This window comes from Lelliottia sp. 7254-16 (genome assembly GCF_002922995.1).
GTDB classification, from domain to species: domain Bacteria; phylum Pseudomonadota; class Gammaproteobacteria; order Enterobacterales; family Enterobacteriaceae; genus Enterobacter; species Enterobacter jeotgali.
This window is the reverse complement of record NZ_PQVS01000003.1, coordinates 147,677-166,853: the sequence shown is the minus strand read 5'-3', so window position 1 is coordinate 166,853 and position 19,177 is coordinate 147,677. Positions and strand designations below refer to the sequence as shown.

The following is a 19,177-nucleotide window of genomic DNA, read 5'->3' as shown; positions in this document are numbered from 1 at the left end:
GACACCTGTTAAAGTTATATTTGATATACATGTTTAAGGTTATGCTTGTGGATGCGCAGAGAAAAGGCCTTTCTGCTACAAAGTAAAGGGAGATTGATTTAACGCAATTTTGGCGGCAGAGACCTACCGCCAGAGAGGTATTACGCGGAGAACAGCGCCATCAGGATTGGCACCAGCAGGCTCAGGATAAAACCGTGTACGATGGCGGCAGGGACCAGTTCCAGACCGCCTGAGCGTTGCAGGACAGGTAGCGTAAAGTCCATCGACGTTGCGCCACACAGGCCGAGCGCCGTGGAGCGGCTTTTGCGCACCAGGCCAGGAATTAACATGATGGCGATAAGCTCGCGACCCAGATCGTTAAAGAACGCCGCGCTGCCGATCACCGGGCCGAACGATTCGGTCATTAAAATACCGGACAGAGAATACCAGCCAAAACCAGAGGCCATTGCCAGCCCAGTTTTGAGCGGCAGATCGAGAATAAAGGCGTTAATGACGCCGCCAATGAGCGAACTGCCGACGACAACTACCGCGACGATCATACCGCGGCGATTTAAAACAATTTGCTTAAGCGTCATCCCATTGTTACGTAATTGGATACCAATCAGGAATAACAGGAAGATCAGGGTATATTCACTGGCTTCGGTGGCGTGCTGTAAAAAAGCTAAACCGGTCAGGCCCAGTAAAAAGCCGAGTACCACCACGCCGCATAATTTTAATGACTCCAGCGCCATTGCAATTCGTGAAGGCAATTTTTCCTGCTGGTGGTGATTTTTCCACGGCAGTGAGCGCTCAAGCCAAAATAGCGCAGCAATATTGCACAGCAGAATAACCACAATAGTCACAACAGAATAATGAAGGATAGAGAGTAAATTGGCGGCCAGGTTATCCAGGAAGGCGAGGCTTATTCCCATGAAAAACAGGATCACGTAAACAATCCAGCTCAGAAAGCGATTAATGAGTTTTAATGCCGACGCATGACGAAGGGGAATAAGGTAGCCCACTACCAGCGGCAGTAGAATGATTAAGAGTCCTGAAAACATGAACAGCCGGGTCCTTTTTTGAATGTCCGAATCGCGCGTGTGACACTACCCAATTCCGGCTGCGCAGTCAAAGAGACAATCGGTGCGGCCTGATGCCCTCATCCCGGCCCTCTCCCATAGGCAGAGGGAGAAAACATAAAAAACGGCGACCGAAGTCGCCGTTTTGCATTTACCTTGTGCACAATCTATCAGTCGCGTTTTTCCAGCAGCGTACGGTACAGCAGGCCGCCGAGGATACCGCCAACAATCGGCATCACCCAGAACAACCACAGCTGCTGCAGTGCCCAGCCACCCTGGAAGATCGCCACTGCGGTGCTACGTGCAGGGTTAACAGAAGTATTGGTCACCGGAATGCTGATCAGGTGAATCAGGGTCAGTGCCAGGCCGATAGCAATCGGTGCAAAACCGGCTGGAGCGTGTTTATCTGTTGCACCGTGAATCACCAGCAGGAAGCCAGCGGTCAGGACAATTTCAATCACAATCGCCGACAGCATAGAGAAACCGCCCGGCGAATGTTCGCCATAGCCGTTAGAAGCAAAGCCGCTTGCTGCTGCGTCGAAGCCTGCTTTACCGCTGGCCACCACGTACAGTACCGCTGCTGCAATAATGCCGCCAACCACCTGCGCAATAATATAGCCAATCACATCTTTCGCCGGGAAACGACCGCCTGCCCACAGACCTAATGTGACCGCCGGGTTAAAGTGGCCGCCGGAAATATGGCCCACGGCAAAGGCCATAGTTAATACGGTTAAGCCAAAAGCTAAGGCCACGCCCGCGAAACCAATACCTAATTCCGGGAATGCTGCTGCCAGAACGGCGCTACCACAACCACCAAACACCAGCCAGAATGTGCCGAAGCACTCCGCTGCTAATTTTCTAAACATAACCACCTCGTTAATTTCCGCGCGCGGTCCTGCGCACGGGCTACTAAATCGCCTAAAGGGGACGACTCAAAGAGCCATTATTTTAAAAACCAACAACACCCCTTCGCCAGTTAAATAAATCTAATTAATTTGATTTATGGCAATGTGATGTTAATCCTTGTTCGGACTGGGCAGAAATAAAGCATAGCCCAATTCAGGATGAGTAGTATCTTATGCTGATTAATATGTTTCAAACGAAAGCCGTGGAGCAAATTCTGATTTTTACCCTCTGCCACATAATAATGGGGAAATGTTAAGGTGTCGTGTCACACCACTGCCCGCTATACTGCTGATAACTTGAAGGAAAAAGTGAGCATTTCACGGGGGATTTATGTTTCTCGAACGTGTGGAGATCGTCGGGTTTCGCGGTATTAACCGTTTATCGTTAATGCTGGAGCAGAACAACGTGCTGATCGGGGAAAACGCCTGGGGTAAATCCAGCCTTCTGGATGCGTTAACCCTGTTGCTTTCGCCGGAAGCAGACCTTTACAGCTTCGTTCGGGAGGACTTTTGGTTTCCGCCGGGCGATATTCAAGGGCGTGAGCACCATCTGCATATCGTTCTGACCTTTCGTGAGCTTGAGCCAGGTCGTCATCGCGTACGGCGCTATCGACCGCTCTCACTCTGCTGGACGGCCTCCGATGATGGCTATCAGCGTATTTTTTACCGTCTTGAAGGCGAGCTGGCAGAAGACGACAGCGTTCTGACCCTGCGCGGATTTATGGATGCCCGTGGGCAATTGATTCCCCTTGAGGATATTGATGCGCTGGCCGGGCATCTGGTGCGCCTGATGCCGGTTTTACGCCTGCGTGATGCGCGCTTTATGCGTCGAATCCGCAACGGTTCGGTTCCCAATCTTCCGGCGGTAGAAGTCACCGCCCGCGAGCTGGATTTTTTAGCCCGCGAACTGGTGGCACGCCCGCAGAATCTGACGGATGGACAGATTCGCCAGGGGCTTTCAGCGATGGTGCAATTGCTGGAGCACTACTTTTCCGAACAGGGTATTTCGCAAACGCACAACCGCCTGATGCGACGTCGCTCGCACGATGAACAACGCAGCTGGCGCTATCTCGATATCATCAACCGCATGATCGACAAACCCGGCGGACGGGCGCATCGGGTGATCCTGCTGGGTTTGTTCTCCACGCTATTGCAGGCGAAAGGCGCGGTGCGTCTGGATCGCGATGCGCGCCCGCTGCTGCTGGTGGAAGACCCGGAAACGCGGCTGCACCCGATCATGCTCTCAGTGGCGTGGCACCTTCTGAATCTGCTGCCGCTTCAGCGCATTACTACCACCAATTCGGGCGAGCTGCTTTCACTGACGCCGGTTGAACATGTCTGTCGCCTGGTGCGTGAATCGTCGCGCGTTACCGCATTTCGTCTGGGGCCGGGGGGATTAAGCCCCGAAGATGGTCGCCGGATTGCGTTTCACATTCGCTTTAACCGCGCGTCGTCGCTGTTTGCCCGCTGCTGGTTACTGGTCGAGGGCGAAACAGAAACCTGGGTGATTAACGAGCTGGCACGTCAGTGCGGTCACCATTTCGACGCGGAAGGGATCAAAGTTATTGAGTTTGCTCAGTCGGGATTAAAACCGCTGATCAAGTTTGCCCGCCGAATGGGCATCGAATGGCATGTACTGGTTGACGGTGACGAGGCCGGGAAAAAATACGCCAGTACCGTGCGCGGCTTGCTGAACAACAATCGGGAAGAGGAGCGCGAGCATCTCACGGAATTACCGGCGATGGACATGGAACACTTTATGTATCGCCAGGGGTTCGGGGATGTGTTTCATCGCGTGGCGATGATTTCGCCGGATGTGCCGATGAATATGCGCCGCGTGATTGCCAAAGCCATTCACCGTTCATCGAAACCGGACCTGGCGATTGAAGTGGCGGCGGAAGCGGGAAGAAGGGGCGTTGAATCGGTACCTACGTTACTGCGCAAAATGTTTTCCCGCGTGCTGTGGCTGGCACGCGGGAAAGCCGATTAATTGCGGGCAGCCTGTTTGACCTGATCGATCAGGCTGTCCAGCAGTTCGTAACGACGGCGATATTCGGAGCGTTTTTTGCTCGCGATCTCTTCCATCGGTTTGCGCGCCATTTCAAGCGGCAGCTGGAAGTGGCCGTTTGCTTTCTGTTCGCCGCCGAGTGAAAGCCAGAAACTGTCGTAATCCGCCAGCAGTTTGCCCTCTTTTTTCTTGCGATAACGCCAGCTGCGATAGATGTGGGTGGCGTTGCTGACGGCCATAATCTGCTCAACCGGGAACACGGACCCCAGGGTCATTGCGGCTTCCAGCAGCAGACGTTTAGGGAACAGGCCGTGGCAGGCTTTCGTTGCGCCCTGGATTAATTCATGCGGCACAAAGGCTTTCGCCCCTTGCAGGCCGCCAATAAATAGCGTCGTTTTCCCTTCGAACGAGCAAAGGGTGAACGTCATTTCGGCCAACACGGTGTTCTGGTGATCGCAAAAGGCCAGCGTCGCTTCCCCCTCTTTGTCGAGGAACGCATCCGCACACAGACGAACAGTAAACTGCTGCTCGTCTTTGCCGGTTAGTGTCAACAACGTGACACCTTGTTTTGATAAGTAACCGTTCATCAGCGTGGCCGGGAGAGCTTTATTCATGGTCTGGTAATGCCAGCCCAGCGCTTCCAGAGTTTTTTGACGGTTCATCGAGACGGACAGCCACGGGCGGTGCAAACGGCACGGAAGCCCCGGCTGAACTTGCAACATTTGCAGTAAACGAGGCTGTTTTGCCAGGCTCGCCAGCAGACGCGCGGTGCTGAACGGTGTCGCCAGTGATCGCACCATAAATTTACGTCGATAGGAGGGGTTTTGCCACGCAAGTCCTGGCGTAAATTCGCCGGATGCAAGGTTTAGAAAAAGCCGCCAGCCGGATTTCGGCAGAGACTGTTGTGAAGACGTTATATCGACGATTGAAGACATGATCATTCCTGGCTTCCTGGACAAGATCTCTATTTCAGCAGGGGTTTAATCAACATCTCGTCAACAAACGATCGGTGAGACAAAAAACGGGGGTTTCGTTGAGGAACAGTTTAGATAGAATCAACGTTTATGATTGCCAGAACATTTATTTGGAATATTTATGAATCTCAAGGGAAAACGCAGGAAGCTGTTTTTGCTGTTGGCCGTTGTCGTGCTGGTGGGCGGTTTCTGGCTCTGGCAGGTATTGAACGCGCCTGTTCCACACTATCAGACGCTGATTGTGCGCCCTGGTGAACTGCAACAAAGCGTGCTGGCGACCGGCAAGCTCGATGCCCTGCGCAAAGTTGACGTGGGTGCGCAGGTCAGCGGTCAGTTAAAAACGCTGTCAGTTGAGATTGGCGACAAAGTGAAAAAAGGCCAGCTTCTGGGGGTGATCGATCCCGAGCAGGCGGAAAACCAGATCCGCGAAGTAGAAGCGACGCTAATGGAATTACGCGCTCAGCGCAGCCAGGCAGAAGCGGAACGCAATCTGGCAAGGGTGACGCTGGGACGTCAGCAGGCGCTGGCAAAAACGCAGGCGGTTTCCCGTCAGGATTTGGATACTGCCAGTACAGAGCTTGCCGTCAAACAGGCGCAGATTGGCACCATTGACGCACAAATCAAACGTAACCAGGCATCACTCGACACGGCGAAAACCAATCTCGATTACACCCGCATTGTGGCTCCGATGGCTGGAGAAGTGACGCAAATTACCACCTTGCAGGGTCAGACAGTGATCGCCGCGCAGCAGGCGCCGAACATTCTGACGCTGGCGGATATGGGCACCATGCTGGTGAAAGCCCAGGTTTCCGAGGCCGACGTTATCCACCTGAAACCGGGGCAGAAAGCCTGGTTTACCGTGCTAGGCGATCCGAATACCCGCTATGAAGGCGTCCTGAAAGATATCCTGCCGACGCCGGAGAAGGTCAACGATGCGATTTTCTATTACGCCCGTTTTGAAGTGCCCAATCCCAAAGGTGTGCTGCGTCTGGATATGACTGCGCAGGTTCACATCCAGCTAACGGGTGTGAAAGATGTGCTCACCGTACCGCTGGCCGCGCTGGGTGAACCGGCAGGTAATAATCGCTACAAGGTGAAAGTGCTGCGCAATGGCGAAACCCGCGAACGTGAGGTCGAAATTGGCGAGCGAAACGATACGGACGTGGTGATCCTTAAAGGCCTGGAAGAGGGTGATGAAGTCGTGACCAGCGAAAGCCTGCCGGGAGCGGCTCAATAATGGCGTTGCTGGAGCTGAACGATATTCGTCGTAGCTATCCTTCCGGGGACGGCGCGGTCGAGGTGCTGAAAGGCATTTCGCTGCGCGTAGAGGCCGGAGAGATGGTTGCTATCGTCGGGGCATCGGGGTCCGGGAAATCGACGCTGATGAACATTCTCGGCTGTCTGGATAAACCGACCAGCGGAACCTATCGCGTGGCGGGAACGGATATTTCGACCCTCGACAGCGATGCGCTGGCAAAACTTCGCCGTGAACATTTTGGATTTATCTTCCAGCGCTACCATCTGCTTTCACACCTGACGGCGGTGCAGAATGTGGAAGTTCCGGCAGTGTATGCCGGTGTGGAGCGTAAAAAGCGTCTTGAGCGCGCTCAGGCTCTGCTGACGCGTCTTGGCCTGGCCGATCGTATTGATTATCAACCATCGCAGCTTTCCGGCGGACAGCAGCAGCGCGTGAGTATTGCGCGAGCGCTGATGAACGGCGGGCAGGTGATTCTGGCCGATGAACCGACCGGAGCGTTGGACAGCCATTCGGGCGAAGAGGTGATGGCGATCCTGCATCAGCTGCGCGATCAGGGGCATACGGTGATTATCGTCACCCACGATCCGCAGGTGGCGGCGCAGGCAGAAAGGATCATCGAAATCCACGATGGCGAACTCATCAGTAATCCGCCTGCAAAGAAAAGCCATGCCGGTATACAGAAAGACATTCTGCCACCCCCGATGGGCTGGGGGCAGTTCGTCAGCGGATTCCGCGAGGCGCTGACGATGGCCTGGCTGGCGATGGTGGCAAACAAAATGCGCACGCTGCTGACCATGCTCGGCATTATTATCGGCATCGCCTCGGTGGTGTCGATTGTGGTGGTGGGCGACGCGGCTAAACAACTGGTGCTGGCGGATATCCGCGCGATTGGCACCAATACCATTGACGTCTATCCGGGCAAAGACTTTGGTGACGACGAGCCGCAAAATCAGCAGGCGCTGAAATACGATGACCTGGTGGCACTGCAAAAACAGCCGTGGGTCAATTCTGCTACGCCTGCGGTGTCGCAAAACCTGCGTCTGCGCTACGGCAATATCGACGTGGCGGCCAGCGCTAACGGCGTAAGCGGCGATTATTTCAACGTCTACGGCATGACCTTCAGTGAAGGCGCAACCTTCAACGCCGAGCAGCTTGCAGGACGGGCGCAGGTGGTGGTGCTAGACAGTAATTCGCGCAAACAGCTATTCCCCAACAAAACCAGCGTGGTCGGGGAGGTGATTCTGGTGGGCAACATGCCTGCAACGGTGATTGGCGTGGCGGAAGAGAAACAGTCGATGTTTGGCAGCAGTAAAATCCTGCGCGTCTGGCTGCCGTACACCACTATTTCCGGGCGAATCATGGGGCAGTCGTGGCTCAACTCGATCACCGTACGGGTGAAGGAAGGCTACGACAGCACCCAGGCCGAGCAGCAGATCGAACGTTTGCTCACTCTGCGTCACGGGAAGAAAGATTTCTTCACCTGGAATATGGACGGCGTCTTGAAAACGGCGGAAAAGACCACACGTACTCTTCAGATGTTCCTGACGCTGGTGGCGGTGATTTCGCTGGTGGTGGGGGGAATCGGGGTGATGAATATCATGCTGGTGTCGGTGACGGAGCGAACGCGCGAAATCGGCATCCGTATGGCGGTCGGTGCGCGGGCCAGCGATGTGCTGCAACAGTTTCTGATTGAAGCGGTACTGGTGTGTCTGGTGGGCGGTGCGTTTGGTATCACGCTGTCGATGCTGATCGCCTTTACGCTGCAGCTGTTTTTACCGGGCTGGGAAATTGGATTCTCACCTTTCGCGCTGCTGACGGCGTTTTTATGTTCGACGGCGACGGGCGTGTTGTTTGGCTGGCTACCGGCCCGCAATGCGGCACGGCTTGACCCGGTAGACGCATTAGCCCGCGAGTAAGTGATTGGTTTTGTAGGCCCGTGCAAGCGTAGCGCCGCCGGGCAACACGCGCTGGAAATAAAAATGCCAGCCGATCGGGCTGGCATTTTGACGACAGGATGTACACAATGAATCAGAGGGCTATGCGACAGCTTCTGCTTCAATGGGCACAATGACGCTGGCATGATTGCCTTTTGGCCCCTGGTGAACATCAAACTGGACCGATTGTCCGGCTTTTAGTGTTCTGTAACCATCCATCTGAATGGTGGAATAGTGCGCGAAGATATCTTCGCCGCCGCCTTCAGGGCAGATGAACCCGAACCCTTTGGCGTTGTTGAACCACTTAACAGTACCCATTTCCATGCTTCGACATCCTTCGTATATCTTATTAAGTAAGATGGAATGAACCGGTGGTGGAGTGGGGGCTGTTCAAAACCTCGCCAACTCACGCTTGTACAATTTAGATAAACCAACCTTCTCGTCAAGTGTCAGGCGCTGGAGTTGGGACAATAATCAACCAAAATTTGAAGCAGTTAACGCTATTGACGGGAATGTGACAGACATCGCGGATGGCAGTAATAGATGTTTGTTATCTGATATCTGAGGTAGATTCAGAATAGGTATCAATGCCTGTCAGCGAAAAATGTTCTGCCGGAAACCGTAACCGATGATGACGACTGACAATGGGTAAGACCAACGACTGGCTGGATTTTGACCAGCTGGCGGAAGATAAAGTGCGCGACGCGCTAAAACCGCCATCTATGTATAAAGTGATGTTAATGAACGATGATTACACGCCGATGGAATTTGTTATTGACGTGCTACAAAAGTTCTTTTCTTATGATGTAGAACGTGCAACGCAATTGATGCTCACCGTTCACTATCGAGGCAAAGCCATCTGCGGCGTTTTTACTGCTGAAGTGGCCGAAACCAAAGTGGCGATGGTGAACGAATACGCAAGGGAGAACGAGCATCCATTGCTGTGTACGCTGGAAAAAGCCTGAAAAGGCATAAAAATTGGGGGAGGTGCCTATGCTCAATCAAGAACTGGAACTCAGTTTAAACATGGCTTTCGCCAGAGCGCGTGAGCACCGTCATGAGTTTATGACCGTTGAGCACCTGCTGCTTGCACTGCTCAGCAACCCATCTGCCCGCGAAGCGCTGGAAGCCTGCTCCGTGGATCTGGTGGCGTTGCGTCAGGAACTCGAAGCCTTCATCGAACAAACGACACCGGTGCTGCCCGTCAGCGAAGAGGAGCGCGATACTCAACCGACGCTCAGCTTCCAGCGCGTTTTACAGCGTGCGGTGTTCCACGTCCAGTCCTCTGGCCGTAGCGAAGTGACTGGCGCGAATGTGCTGGTTGCCATCTTCAGCGAGCAGGAGTCGCAAGCTGCGTACCTGCTGCGCAAACACGAAGTCAGCCGACTCGACGTGGTGAACTTTATCTCTCACGGAACGCGAAAAGACGAACCGAATCAGGCGTCGGACTCCAGCAATCAGGTCAATAACAATGAAGAGCAAGCAGGCGGGGAGGATCGTATGGAAAACTTCACCACCAATCTTAACCAGCTTGCTCGCGTCGGCGGAATCGACCCGCTGATTGGCCGCGACAAAGAGCTGGAACGCGCGATTCAGGTACTGTGCCGTCGCCGCAAGAACAACCCGCTGCTGGTGGGTGAATCAGGCGTAGGTAAAACTGCGATTGCCGAAGGGCTGGCCTGGCGTATTGTTCAGGGCGATGTCCCGGAAATCATGGCCGATTGCACCATCTATTCGCTGGATATCGGCTCTCTGCTGGCAGGCACCAAATACCGCGGTGATTTTGAAAAACGCTTTAAAGCGTTGCTGAAACAGCTGGAGCAAGACACCAGCAGCATCCTGTTTATCGATGAAATCCACACCATCATCGGCGCAGGCGCGGCGTCTGGCGGCCAGGTGGATGCCGCTAACCTGATCAAACCGCTGCTCTCCAGCGGCAAGATTCGGGTCATGGGCTCGACTACCTATCAGGAATTCAGCAATATTTTTGAGAAAGACCGTGCGCTGGCGCGCCGCTTCCAGAAAATCGATATTACTGAGCCGTCCGTTGAAGAAACCGTGCAGATTATTAACGGCCTGAAACCGAAGTACGAAGCGCACCACGACGTGCGTTACACCGCCAAAGCGGTGCGTGCGGCGGTGGAGCTGGCGGTGAAATACATCAACGATCGTCATCTGCCGGATAAAGCGATTGATGTGATCGACGAAGCGGGCGCGCGGGCGCGTCTGATGCCGATCAGCAAACGCAAAAAAACTGTCAACGTGGCGGATATCGAATCCGTGGTGGCGCGTATCGCGCGTATCCCTGAGAAGAGTGTTTCTCAGAGCGACCGCGATACCCTGAGAAACCTTGGCGACCGTCTGAAAATGCTGGTGTTTGGTCAGGATAAAGCCATTGAGGCGTTAACCGAAGCCATTAAAATGGCCCGTGCGGGTCTGGGTCACGAGCATAAACCGGTCGGTTCCTTCCTGTTTGCCGGTCCAACCGGTGTCGGGAAAACCGAGGTGACGGTACAGCTGTCTAAAGCGTTGGGCATTGAGCTGCTGCGCTTTGATATGTCCGAGTACATGGAACGCCACACCGTCAGCCGTTTGATTGGTGCGCCTCCGGGATACGTCGGCTTTGACCAGGGCGGCCTGCTCACTGACGCGGTGATCAAGCATCCGCACGCGGTACTGCTGCTCGATGAAATCGAGAAAGCGCACCCGGACGTGTTCAATATCCTCTTGCAGGTGATGGACAACGGGACGCTGACCGACAACAACGGGCGCAAAGCGGACTTCCGTAACGTGGTGCTGGTGATGACCACCAACGCCGGTGTGCGTGAAACGGAACGTAAATCGATCGGCCTGATCCACCAGGATAACAGCACCGATGCGATGGAAGAGATCAAAAAGATCTTCACGCCTGAGTTCCGTAACCGCCTGGACAACATTATCTGGTTCGATCACTTATCTACCGAGGTGATCCATCAGGTGGTGGACAAGTTCATCGTCGAGCTGCAGGTTCAACTGGATCAGAAAGGCGTGTCGCTGGAAGTAAGCCAGGAGGCCCGCAACTGGCTGGCTGAGAAAGGCTACGACCGTGCGATGGGCGCGCGTCCGATGGCGCGAGCTATCCAGGACAACCTGAAAAAACCGCTGGCTAACGAACTGCTGTTCGGTTCGCTGGTGGACGGGGGTCAAGTGACGGTAGCGCTGGATCAGGCGAAAGGGGAGTTGACGTACGACTTCCAGAGTGCGCAGAAGCATAAGCCTGAAGCGGCTCACTGAGTTTGATCGTTTTGACAAAAACCGGGTGAAAGCCCGGTTTTTTTATGCCTGTTTTCGGCCCTATCAATCCCCTCTCCCTTGAGGGAGAGGGTTAGGGTGAGGGGGAACTTGCGGCTCTGTGGTGACGCTGCGCATCTCACGTTCCTCACTGCGATACCTTCACAAGATGAATATCTTGAGCCGCTGAAATTTTGCGAGGCGTTTTCCAGAATCTACATCTGATTATTGCTGGATAAAATCACAGTAATAAAATGGCGGCGCACCTGCAAAATCAGGTGCCGGGATTGGCGTCCTGAAAAACGTGTGCGGATAATTTCGCGTGCATTAAGGGTGAATGATGACTATCGAACGTAATAATTCCAGCCTCTACAGCGAACTGGCTCGCAAACCAGATCTTCCTGCGCTTGCCGAGCGCTGCAATCTCATGACCGAAATCCTTATAAGCTGTAACTCTCTTCCGCAACTACAGCCCATTTGCCGCTGTCTTGACGCTTATCTTGGTATCGTAAAACAAGAACTGGCTGAATCGATGAGCGATTTTTACGTCGTTGATTTGGAGGAAGAAGCGGAAAAGCCGAAAAAAAGAGAATGGTTGCTGGAGGAGACGGAAGTGAAATGCGATTACTGCCGTGCCTTAAATCACGTTTTGCTGGTTTCTCATTTTGATCGCGATATGCTCCCGCATCTTACTGGCCTGCTTCACGATATTACGCATGACATGGGGAATGATTTAGTTGTGTCGCATCAACCGCAGTTAGTAATACATTTACCCGCTCAACCTGGTTTATAGCGGAAATAAAAAAGGCCGGGGATTCCCCGACCTTTTTAAATATCTCTACGCCTTTACTGGCGAAAACAATTAGCGACTACGGAAGACAATGCGGCCTTTGCTCAGGTCGTACGGGGTCAGCTCAACAGTCACTTTGTCGCCCGTCAGGATACGGATGTAGTTTTTGCGCATTTTACCGGAGATGTGCGCGGTTACCACGTGACCGTTTTCCAGTTCTACGCGGAACATGGTGTTAGGTAACGTATCAAGTACGGTACCCTGCATTTCAATATTGTCTTCTTTGGCCATCTAATCCTCTGGGGTATCACTACCAAGTTTTGAACCGGCAAGATAATGCCGAAATTCATCAATTAAGTAAAGAATTGTGCGTTTAAAACGCAACAAAACAGTTTCGGCGTATTGCCCAGTCGTCACGGTATAACCGTACGAGAAGCGCATTCGTAAAGGGGAGGCGACGGATAAACGCAAGGACGTTATCTGGTGCGAAGGATTCCCAAACGGCGGCGGGGCAACAGGCTGAACCTACTCTGCGGCACCAATTATAACACTCCTCATCAGAAATGGGCGGAAAACATTTACACCGGAGGCATAAAGAGCGTTCTCGGCACCCAAAAATTCTGCGGCAGCTTCTGCAAACGCATGGCGTCGAGCTTTTCCAGATAATGACGACGTGAAATTTCTTCGGCGCCCAGCGACGCGGTGTGTTCGTTCAGCACCTGGCAATCCACCAGTTGCCCGCCGTTCTGAGCAAATTGATCGCAAAATACCAGCAGGGCAGTTTTGGATGCATTGACCGCGCGACTGAACATTGACTCGCCGCAAAAGAGGGTGCCTTGCGCTACACCGTACATTCCCCCGACCAGTTCGCCGTTATCCCATACTTCGATGGAATGCGCGTGGCCCAGTTCATGTAAACGATGATACGCATCGACAATATCATGGGTTATCCAGGTGCCTTCGAGACGATCGCTGGCGCAGCCTTCGATAACCAACCCGAAGGCATGGTTGAGCGTGACGCGATAGGGGGATTTAGCATGAAAGCGTTTCATGCTGCGGCTCAGGTGAAACTGTGAAGGCAACAGTACCGCACGAGGATCGGGAGACCACCACAGAATGGGGTCTCCTGGGGAGAACCACGGAAAAATACCACGCTGATAGGCCATCAGCAGGCGCGCCGGGCTTAAATCACCGCCAAGCGCCAGCAGCCCATTGGGTTCACGTAACGCTCCCTCTGGCGAAGGGAACGCAATATTATGACGAGAAAGCTGGACCAGGCGCATGACAACGAAACTCCACTACGCGAGTTAGGATCGGTTCAAATATAGTCTACAGACGTTGTTTAAACTGGTAGTAGCGCCCCTGTTTTGCTAACAGCTCTGCGTGACTACCTTGCTCAATAATGTGTCCGTTGTCCATTACAATTATTTGGTCAAAATTCGCCAGTCCGCGCAGACGATGCGTCACCATCAGCACGGTTTTGTTTTTCATGACTTGCGCCAATAAATCAAGGATTTGGCTTTCGGTTGTGGCATCCAGTCCTTCCGTCGGTTCATCAAGCAACATCAGCGGTGCATCGTGCAGCAGCGCACGCGCAACCGCCAGACGACGTAACTCACCACCCGAAAGTTGACGACCGCCTTCACCAAGCCACTCGTTTAAGCCATCGCCTTCGAGCAGTTTTTGCAGCCCGACCTGCTCCAGCATGGCGCCTAATTCACTGTCAGAGGCATTCGGTGATGCCAGCAGCAGGTTGTCGCGAAGCGTCGCGCTGAACAGATGTACGCGCTGCGGGACGACGCTGATAGCCTTACGCAGGGCCGGTTCGCTAAAGTCGGTCAGCGCTGTGTCGTTAAACAGAATTTCACCCAGGCGTGGGTCCCAGGCACGGGTAAGCAGTTGCAGCAGAGTGGATTTACCGCAGCCGGTTCGCCCCAGAATAGCAACGTGCTGGCCCGCCGGAACTGTCAGACTAATGCCATCCAGTGCGTTTTGTGCTTGTCCGTCGTAGGCAAACGTCACCTCTTTAATCTGCACTGCCACAGATTCAGGGGCAGCATCTTGCCGTGAAGTGAACTGAACTTCCGGTTCTTGCTCGGTGATCTGCGTAATGCGTACCGCTGAGGCAATCACCTGGCCGAGATGCTGGAAAGCACCGGTGACCGGGGCGAGGGCTTCAAATGCCGCCAGCGCGCAGAAGACAAACAGCGCAATCAGCGCACCCGGCTGAGTGTTTCCGCCAACACCACCCGACGCCATCCACAGCATCGCGATTACCGCAATCCCGCCAATCAGCATCATCAGTGCCTGGGAAAGGGCCGTCAGTTCAGACTGTCGGCGCTGCGCTTCATGCCAGCTGAGTTCTGTGCTTTCCATCCGAGCACGATAGCGGCGGCTGGCACCAAAAATGGTCAGCTCTGCCTGGCCTTGCAGCCAGGAGGTCAGTTGCTGGCGATAGTCACCGCGCAGACGGGTCAGATTTTCCCCGGTCGATTTTCCCGCGCGATAAAACAGCGGCGGCAGCAGGAGAAGCGTAAGCAACATAATGCCGCCAAGCGTAAGCGCAATAGGCACGTCGAGCACGCAGAGGCCCAGCGTGACGGTGACGATCACCACAAAGGCGCCAACCAATGGAGAGATGACGCGCAAATAAAGGTGATCCAGCGTATCGACATCGGCGACAACGCGGTTGAGCAATTCGCCCTGACGAAAACGCGCCAGTCCGGCAGGGGAGAGTGGCAGCAGTTTACTGAAGGTGAAAATGCGCAGGTGTTGAAGGACGCGGAAGGTCGCATCGTGGCTGACCAGTCGTTCAAAATAGCGTCCGGCGGTACGGGCAATCGCGGTGCCACGCACGCCTGCAGCGGGCAGCATGTAGTTAAAACTGTAAAGGCCGGCAACACCCGCGACCGCAGAGGCCGACAGGAACCAGCCGGAAAGCGTCAGCAATCCGATGCTTGCCAGAAGGGTAACGATAGCCAGCACAATGCCCAGCGTCAGCATCCATTTATGGCGTTTGTACAGGGCGAGATACGGCAGTAAGGCGCGCATTAAATATCCTCCTGACGATTAGCCAGCAGGGCGGCAAATGGCCCCTCTGCGGCAGCGAGCGTGGCGTAATCACCACTCTCGACGATAAGACCGTTTTCCATTACCCAGATCTGATCCCATTCGGAAATGCCTTCGAGCTGGTGGGTCACCATCAGCGTAGTCTGCAGGCGTGACGCATCATTGAGTGCCTGCATGACGCGCTGTTCGCTGTGGGCATCCAGACTGGCGGCGGGTTCGTCCAGCAGCATTAGTTGGCTTGGATTCAACAATGCGCGCGCCACGGCGATTCGCTGCGCCTGGCCGACGGATAATCCTGCTGCCTGATCGCCCACGACGGTATCGACGCCGTTTGGCAGCATTGGCAGAAACTCGCTGACCCATGCGCGGTCTAGTACCGACTGTAGCTCATCTTCGCGGGCGTCAGGACGCGCCAGCAGCACGTTTTCGCGCAACGTTGAGGCCGGTAGCTGTGGGTTTTGTCCCACCCAACTGAGCTGTTTGCGCCAGGCGTCAGGTTCCAGTAACCGCAGTTCCGTTCCGTTGATCTGCAACGAGCCGGTGTAAGCCATAAATCCGGATAAGGCATTCAGCAACGAGCTTTTCCCTGAACCGCTGATCCCCACCAGAACAACTCTTTGACCCGCAGAGAGCGTGAAGCTAAGCGGTCCGGCCAGCACTTTACCTTCCGGCGATAACACTGAGAAATCTTGTGCATGAACGGTGATCGGTTGTTTGCTGTTGAGCGTGATATCACCACGCTCAGGGTGCGCCAGCGGCGTTTCCAGGAACGTTTTCAGGCTATCAGCGGCACCCACGGCCTGCGCTTTAGCATGATAGAAGGTGCCCAGGTCGCGTAGCGGCTGGAAGAATTCAGGAGCCAGAATCAGCGCCAGGAAACCGGCTGAGAGCGTCACGGCCGTACCGTAGTGGCCAAAATCCAGCGCGCCAAGATAGGAGAAGCCAAAGTAAACCGCGACCAGCGCAATCGACAGAGAGGTGAAGAACTCCAGCACGCCGGAGGAGAGGAACGCCAGGCGCAGCACTTCCATCGTGCGCTGGCGGAAGTCCTGTGACGCGTGACGAATGTTTTCGATTTCCGCTTCACCGCGACCAAACACGCGCAACGTTTCCATTCCGCGCAGACGGTCGAGGAAATGTCCGCTCAGGCGGCCGAGCGCAAGGAAGTTGCGTCGATTTGCATCTGCAGCCCCCATGCCGACCATCGCCATGAACATCGGGATCAGCGGCGCGGTGCCGAGCAGAATCAATGCTGCTACCCAGTTCGACGGGAAAATCGCCAGCACGATCAGCAAAGGAACGCAGACTGCCAGCGCCATCTGCGGCAGATAGCGGGCGTAGTAGTCGTGCATATCGTCGATCTGCTCAAGGATCAGCGTCGCCCAGCTTCCGGCAGGTTTACCCTGAATCCAGGCGGGACCCGCGTCCTGGAGCCTGTCCATGACCTGACGACGGATTTCATAGCGAATCTGCTGTCCCGCGTAAAAGCCCACGCGTTCGCGCAGCCAGACCACCCAGGCGCGAAGAACAAAGATCAACACCAGTACGATAAAGGGCAATAATATTGCCTCGCGCGGAATGTTCTCCATAATCATATGGTTAAGAATGCGGGCCAGCAGCCATGCCTGGGCAACAATCAACAAACCGCTGATAAGACCCAAAACACGGGAAATAGTCAGCCAGCGGCGGGAAATAACGCTTTGCTGTTTTAGCCAGCGAGTTAACTCTTGTTGACGGGTTTTTTCCATTACGCGCTTTGCAGGTGAGTTATAAGAAATTAGACAACCGCATGTTACACGTGGGAAAAAATAAAGGCGACCTGTGGCCGCCTTTATTTACGTTTGTTACTGAGTTGTAAAGATTATTTACTTAATTCAGCCAGTCCGTCGAGGTAGCGTTCTGCATCCAGCGCAGCCATACAGCCGGTGCCCGCAGAGGTGATCGCCTGACGGTAAATATGGTCCATCACGTCGCCCGCAGCAAAGACGCCAGGAATGCTGGTCTGGGTCGCGTTGCCGTGAATACCGGACTGGACTTTGATGTAGCCGTTTTCCAGCTCCAGCTGACCGTCAAAAATGCCAGTATTCGGGCTGTGACCGATAGCCACAAACAGGCCCGCGACTTCCAGGGACTCGATATTGTCGCTGTTCTGCGTATCACGCAGACGCAGACCGGAAACACCCATCTGATCGCCCGTGACTTCTTCCAGCGTACGGTGGGTGTGCAGCACGATATTGCCGCTTTCCACTTTATCCATCAGGCGTTTGATGAGGATTTTTTCCGCGCGGAAGGTGTCGCGACGGTGAATCAGGTGCACTTCAGAGGCAATGTTGGCCAGATAAAGTGCTTCTTCAACGGCCGTATTGCCGCCGCCGATGACCGCGACTTTCTGGTTACGGTAGAAGAAACCATCGCAGGTCGCACAGGCAGATACACCGCGGCCTTTGAACGCTTCTTCAGACGGCAGACCGAGGTAACGCGCGGAGGCACCGGTGGCGATAATCAGCGCGTCACAGGTGTATTCGCCGCTGTCACCGGTCAGGCGGAACGGACGGTTCTGCAGATCAACCTTGTTGATGTGGTCGAACAAAATTTCGGTGTCGAATTTGATCGCATGCTCGTGCATACGTTCCATCAGCAGCGGCCCGGTCAGGTCGTTCGGATCGCCTGGCCAGTTTTCTACTTCAGTCGTGGTGGTCAACTGACCGCCTTTTTCCATGCCGGTGATTAATACCGGGTGCAGGTTAGCGCGTGCAGCATAGACCGCTGCGGTGTATCCCGCAGGTCCAGAACCAAGGATTAGCAGCTTACTGTGTTTAGCCGTGCCCATGAGATCCCCATTGTTGTTGGCAGACATTTGCTCGGATTGTAGGGAATTTGTTGCCGTAAAAAAAGAGCGCAGCAATTTTGTAAACGATTTGTGCAATAGGCGAGGGTGATGAACCGCCTTTATTGAGCGTAATAACATCACGTTTTTCATGAAAACGGTTGTTTATACGGCGACTAAATGAGGATTAATCCCCGGTCGCAATGAATAACTGGCACGTTGTACTAAAAAACGATGTTTTGCTTTGACAATCCCCTGCGCTTTTGCGAAAACATTGAAGGAAGAAAAAAAATCCGCGTTAACTGTGTGTCGCATAGACATGCACGCAGGCGCCATTTTTACCGGGTCAGCGAAATCTACGCATGGTGTGGACAGATGCCATGCGTGATGTTGGTGACAGCCTTTTGGCAACGGTCTTCTCACCGTAGAACCCGAATCTGCATCGCATACACACTATAAAACGCGATGTGATAAGCAACGGGTACAGGCTCTGAACAGTGATGTGCACAGGGTCCAGGCAGGAGTAGGGAAGGAATACAGAGAGACAATAATAATGGTAGATAGCAAGAAGCGCCCTGGCAAAGATCTCGACCGTATCGATCGTAACATTCTGAATGAATTGCAAAAGGATGGGCGTATTTCCAACGTCGAGCTTTCAAAACGTGTGGGACTTTCACCGACGCCATGCCTTGAGCGTGTGCGCCGTCTGGAACGACAAGGCTTCATTCAGGGCTATACGGCTCTGTTGAACCCGCATTATCTGGATGCCTCACTTCTGGTTTTTGTTGAGATTACTCTGAATCGTGGCGCACCGGATGTGTTTGAGCAATTTAACACCGCAGTGCAAAAACTTGAAGAAATTCAAGAGTGTCATCTGGTTTCTGGCGATTTCGACTACCTGTTGAAGACCCGCGTACCAGACATGTCAGCCTATCGTAAACTGCTGGGTGAAACCCTGCTGCGACTGCCTGGCGTGAACGACACCCGCACTTACGTGGTGATGGAAGAAGTCAAACAGAGCAATCGTCTGGTTATTAAGACGCGCTAATACGGAACAGGTGCAAAATCAGCGTAATTTGATTAC

At 53.9% G+C, this 19,177-nt stretch carries 16 protein-coding genes and 1 pseudogene; 7 read left to right on the top strand and 10 right to left on the bottom strand.

What is annotated here, in order from left to right; genetic code table 11:
• Positions 1–140 precede the first annotated feature (140 nt).
• Together C3708_RS05645 and aqpZ are read right to left on the bottom strand one after the other, a co-directional pair.
• Positions 141–1,040 carry a lysine exporter LysO family protein gene (locus C3708_RS05645; protein WP_095281412.1) on the bottom strand — a complete coding sequence of 300 codons (900 nt, stop codon included), beginning with the start codon at positions 1,038–1,040 and terminating at the stop codon, positions 141–143.
• 188 nt (positions 1,041–1,228) lie between these two features.
• Entirely contained in the window at positions 1,229–1,930 is a 702-nt protein-coding gene (aqpZ, locus tag C3708_RS05640; protein ID WP_255411544.1) for an aquaporin Z, read from the bottom strand.
• Between the two features lie 364 nt (positions 1,931–2,294).
• Here aqpZ and C3708_RS05635 point away from each other — a divergent pair, with 364 nt between their 5' ends.
• Positions 2,295–3,953: an ATP-dependent endonuclease gene (locus C3708_RS05635; RefSeq protein ID WP_103948722.1), complete on the top strand. Its 1,659-nt coding sequence runs from the start codon at positions 2,295–2,297 to the stop codon at positions 3,951–3,953.
• Here the strand turns inward: C3708_RS05635 and C3708_RS05630 are convergent.
• Entirely contained in the window at positions 3,950–4,906 is a 957-nt protein-coding gene (locus C3708_RS05630; RefSeq protein WP_095284227.1) for a VirK/YbjX family protein, read from the bottom strand. The two genes, C3708_RS05635 and C3708_RS05630, sit on opposite strands and share 4 nt — an antisense overlap.
• Before the next feature lie 160 nt (positions 4,907–5,066).
• On the opposite strand from C3708_RS05630, the gene macA reads away from it, so the two are divergent.
• Positions 5,067–6,182: a macrolide transporter subunit MacA gene (macA, locus tag C3708_RS05625; protein ID WP_095281415.1), complete on the top strand. Its 1,116-nt coding sequence runs from the start codon at positions 5,067–5,069 to the stop codon at positions 6,180–6,182.
• Positions 6,179–8,119: a macrolide ABC transporter ATP-binding protein/permease MacB gene (gene macB, locus C3708_RS05620; RefSeq protein WP_103948721.1), complete on the top strand. Its 1,941-nt coding sequence runs from the start codon at positions 6,179–6,181 to the stop codon at positions 8,117–8,119. The genes macA and macB overlap by 4 nt, the downstream gene beginning before the upstream one ends.
• A gap of 120 nt (positions 8,120–8,239) precedes the next feature.
• Here macB and cspD read toward each other — a convergent pair whose 3' ends face one another.
• Complete coding sequence (gene cspD, locus C3708_RS05615; protein ID WP_095281417.1) at positions 8,240–8,461, bottom strand: cold shock-like protein CspD; 222 nt, start codon at positions 8,459–8,461, stop codon at positions 8,240–8,242.
• A gap of 320 nt (positions 8,462–8,781) precedes the next feature.
• Here cspD and clpS point away from each other — a divergent pair, with 320 nt between their 5' ends.
• The 3 genes from clpS (at position 8,782) to C3708_RS05600 (ending at position 12,200) form a co-directional block, all read left to right on the top strand.
• A complete protein-coding gene (gene clpS, locus C3708_RS05610) occupies positions 8,782–9,102 on the top strand; it encodes an ATP-dependent Clp protease adapter ClpS (RefSeq protein WP_095281418.1) in 321 nt (106 codons plus the stop codon).
• 28 nt (positions 9,103–9,130) lie between these two features.
• Positions 9,131–11,410 (top strand): ATP-dependent Clp protease ATP-binding subunit ClpA, encoded by a 2,280-nt coding sequence (gene clpA / locus C3708_RS05605; protein WP_095281419.1) that lies wholly within the window; start codon positions 9,131–9,133, stop codon positions 11,408–11,410.
• Between the two features lie 337 nt (positions 11,411–11,747).
• Positions 11,748–12,200, top strand: a complete 453-nt coding sequence (locus C3708_RS05600; protein WP_095281420.1) for a hypothetical protein — start codon at positions 11,748–11,750, stop codon at positions 12,198–12,200.
• A 69-nt stretch (positions 12,201–12,269) separates the two neighbouring features.
• On the opposite strand, the gene infA is transcribed toward C3708_RS05600, so the two are convergent.
• The 6 genes and pseudogenes from infA to trxB form a co-directional block, all read right to left on the bottom strand.
• A complete protein-coding gene (gene infA / locus C3708_RS05595) occupies positions 12,270–12,488 on the bottom strand; it encodes a translation initiation factor IF-1 (RefSeq protein WP_002211347.1) in 219 nt (72 codons plus the stop codon).
• Positions 12,416–12,589 (bottom strand): annotated as a pseudogene (locus C3708_RS23845) (hypothetical protein); the annotation flags it as partial. The gene infA and the pseudogene C3708_RS23845, both read right to left, overlap by 73 nt.
• 186 nt (positions 12,590–12,775) lie before the next feature.
• Complete coding sequence (gene aat / locus C3708_RS05590) at positions 12,776–13,480, bottom strand: leucyl/phenylalanyl-tRNA--protein transferase (protein ID WP_103946892.1); 705 nt, start codon at positions 13,478–13,480, stop codon at positions 12,776–12,778.
• A gap of 46 nt (positions 13,481–13,526) precedes the next feature.
• A complete protein-coding gene (cydC, locus tag C3708_RS05585; RefSeq protein WP_103946891.1) occupies positions 13,527–15,248 on the bottom strand; it encodes a cysteine/glutathione ABC transporter ATP-binding protein/permease CydC in 1,722 nt (573 codons plus the stop codon).
• The gene (cydD, locus tag C3708_RS05580) at positions 15,248–17,014 is read right to left on the bottom strand and encodes a cysteine/glutathione ABC transporter permease/ATP-binding protein CydD (protein WP_103946890.1); all 1,767 of its coding nucleotides are present in this window, start codon (positions 17,012–17,014) and stop codon (positions 15,248–15,250) included. Before cydD ends, cydC begins: the two co-directional genes overlap by 1 nt.
• A 113-nt stretch (positions 17,015–17,127) precedes the next feature.
• Positions 17,128–18,096, bottom strand: a complete 969-nt coding sequence (gene trxB / locus C3708_RS05575) for a thioredoxin-disulfide reductase (protein ID WP_165790619.1) — start codon at positions 18,094–18,096, stop codon at positions 17,128–17,130.
• A gap of 550 nt (positions 18,097–18,646) precedes the next feature.
• Here trxB and lrp point away from each other — a divergent pair.
• The gene (lrp, locus tag C3708_RS05565) at positions 18,647–19,141 is read left to right on the top strand and encodes a leucine-responsive transcriptional regulator Lrp (protein ID WP_000228473.1); all 495 of its coding nucleotides are present in this window, start codon (positions 18,647–18,649) and stop codon (positions 19,139–19,141) included.
• Positions 19,142–19,177: the final 36 nt, after the last annotated feature.

Coding starts and splice junctions, on each gene's coding strand:
- clpA (WP_095281419.1), top strand. CDS start 9,131: ATGCTCAATCAAGAACTGGAACTCAGTTTAAACATGGCTTTCGCCAGA.
- aat (WP_103946892.1), bottom strand. CDS start 13,480: ATGCGCCTGGTCCAGCTTTCTCGTCATAATATTGCGTTCCCTTCGCCA.
- C3708_RS05645 (WP_095281412.1), bottom strand. CDS start 1,040: ATGTTTTCAGGACTCTTAATCATTCTACTGCCGCTGGTAGTGGGCTAC.
- trxB (WP_165790619.1), bottom strand. CDS start 18,096: ATGGGCACGGCTAAACACAGTAAGCTGCTAATCCTTGGTTCTGGACCT.
- clpS (WP_095281418.1), top strand. CDS start 8,782: ATGGGTAAGACCAACGACTGGCTGGATTTTGACCAGCTGGCGGAAGAT.
- infA (WP_002211347.1), bottom strand. CDS start 12,488: ATGGCCAAAGAAGACAATATTGAAATGCAGGGTACCGTACTTGATACG.
- cydD (WP_103946890.1), bottom strand. CDS start 17,014: ATGGAAAAAACCCGTCAACAAGAGTTAACTCGCTGGCTAAAACAGCAA.
- cspD (WP_095281417.1), bottom strand. CDS start 8,461: ATGGAAATGGGTACTGTTAAGTGGTTCAACAACGCCAAAGGGTTCGGG.
- C3708_RS05630 (WP_095284227.1), bottom strand. CDS start 4,906: ATGTCTTCAATCGTCGATATAACGTCTTCACAACAGTCTCTGCCGAAA.
- cydC (WP_103946891.1), bottom strand. CDS start 15,248: ATGCGCGCCTTACTGCCGTATCTCGCCCTGTACAAACGCCATAAATGG.
- lrp (WP_000228473.1), top strand. CDS start 18,647: ATGGTAGATAGCAAGAAGCGCCCTGGCAAAGATCTCGACCGTATCGAT.
- C3708_RS05635 (WP_103948722.1), top strand. CDS start 2,295: ATGTTTCTCGAACGTGTGGAGATCGTCGGGTTTCGCGGTATTAACCGT.
- macA (WP_095281415.1), top strand. CDS start 5,067: ATGAATCTCAAGGGAAAACGCAGGAAGCTGTTTTTGCTGTTGGCCGTT.
- C3708_RS05600 (WP_095281420.1), top strand. CDS start 11,748: ATGACTATCGAACGTAATAATTCCAGCCTCTACAGCGAACTGGCTCGC.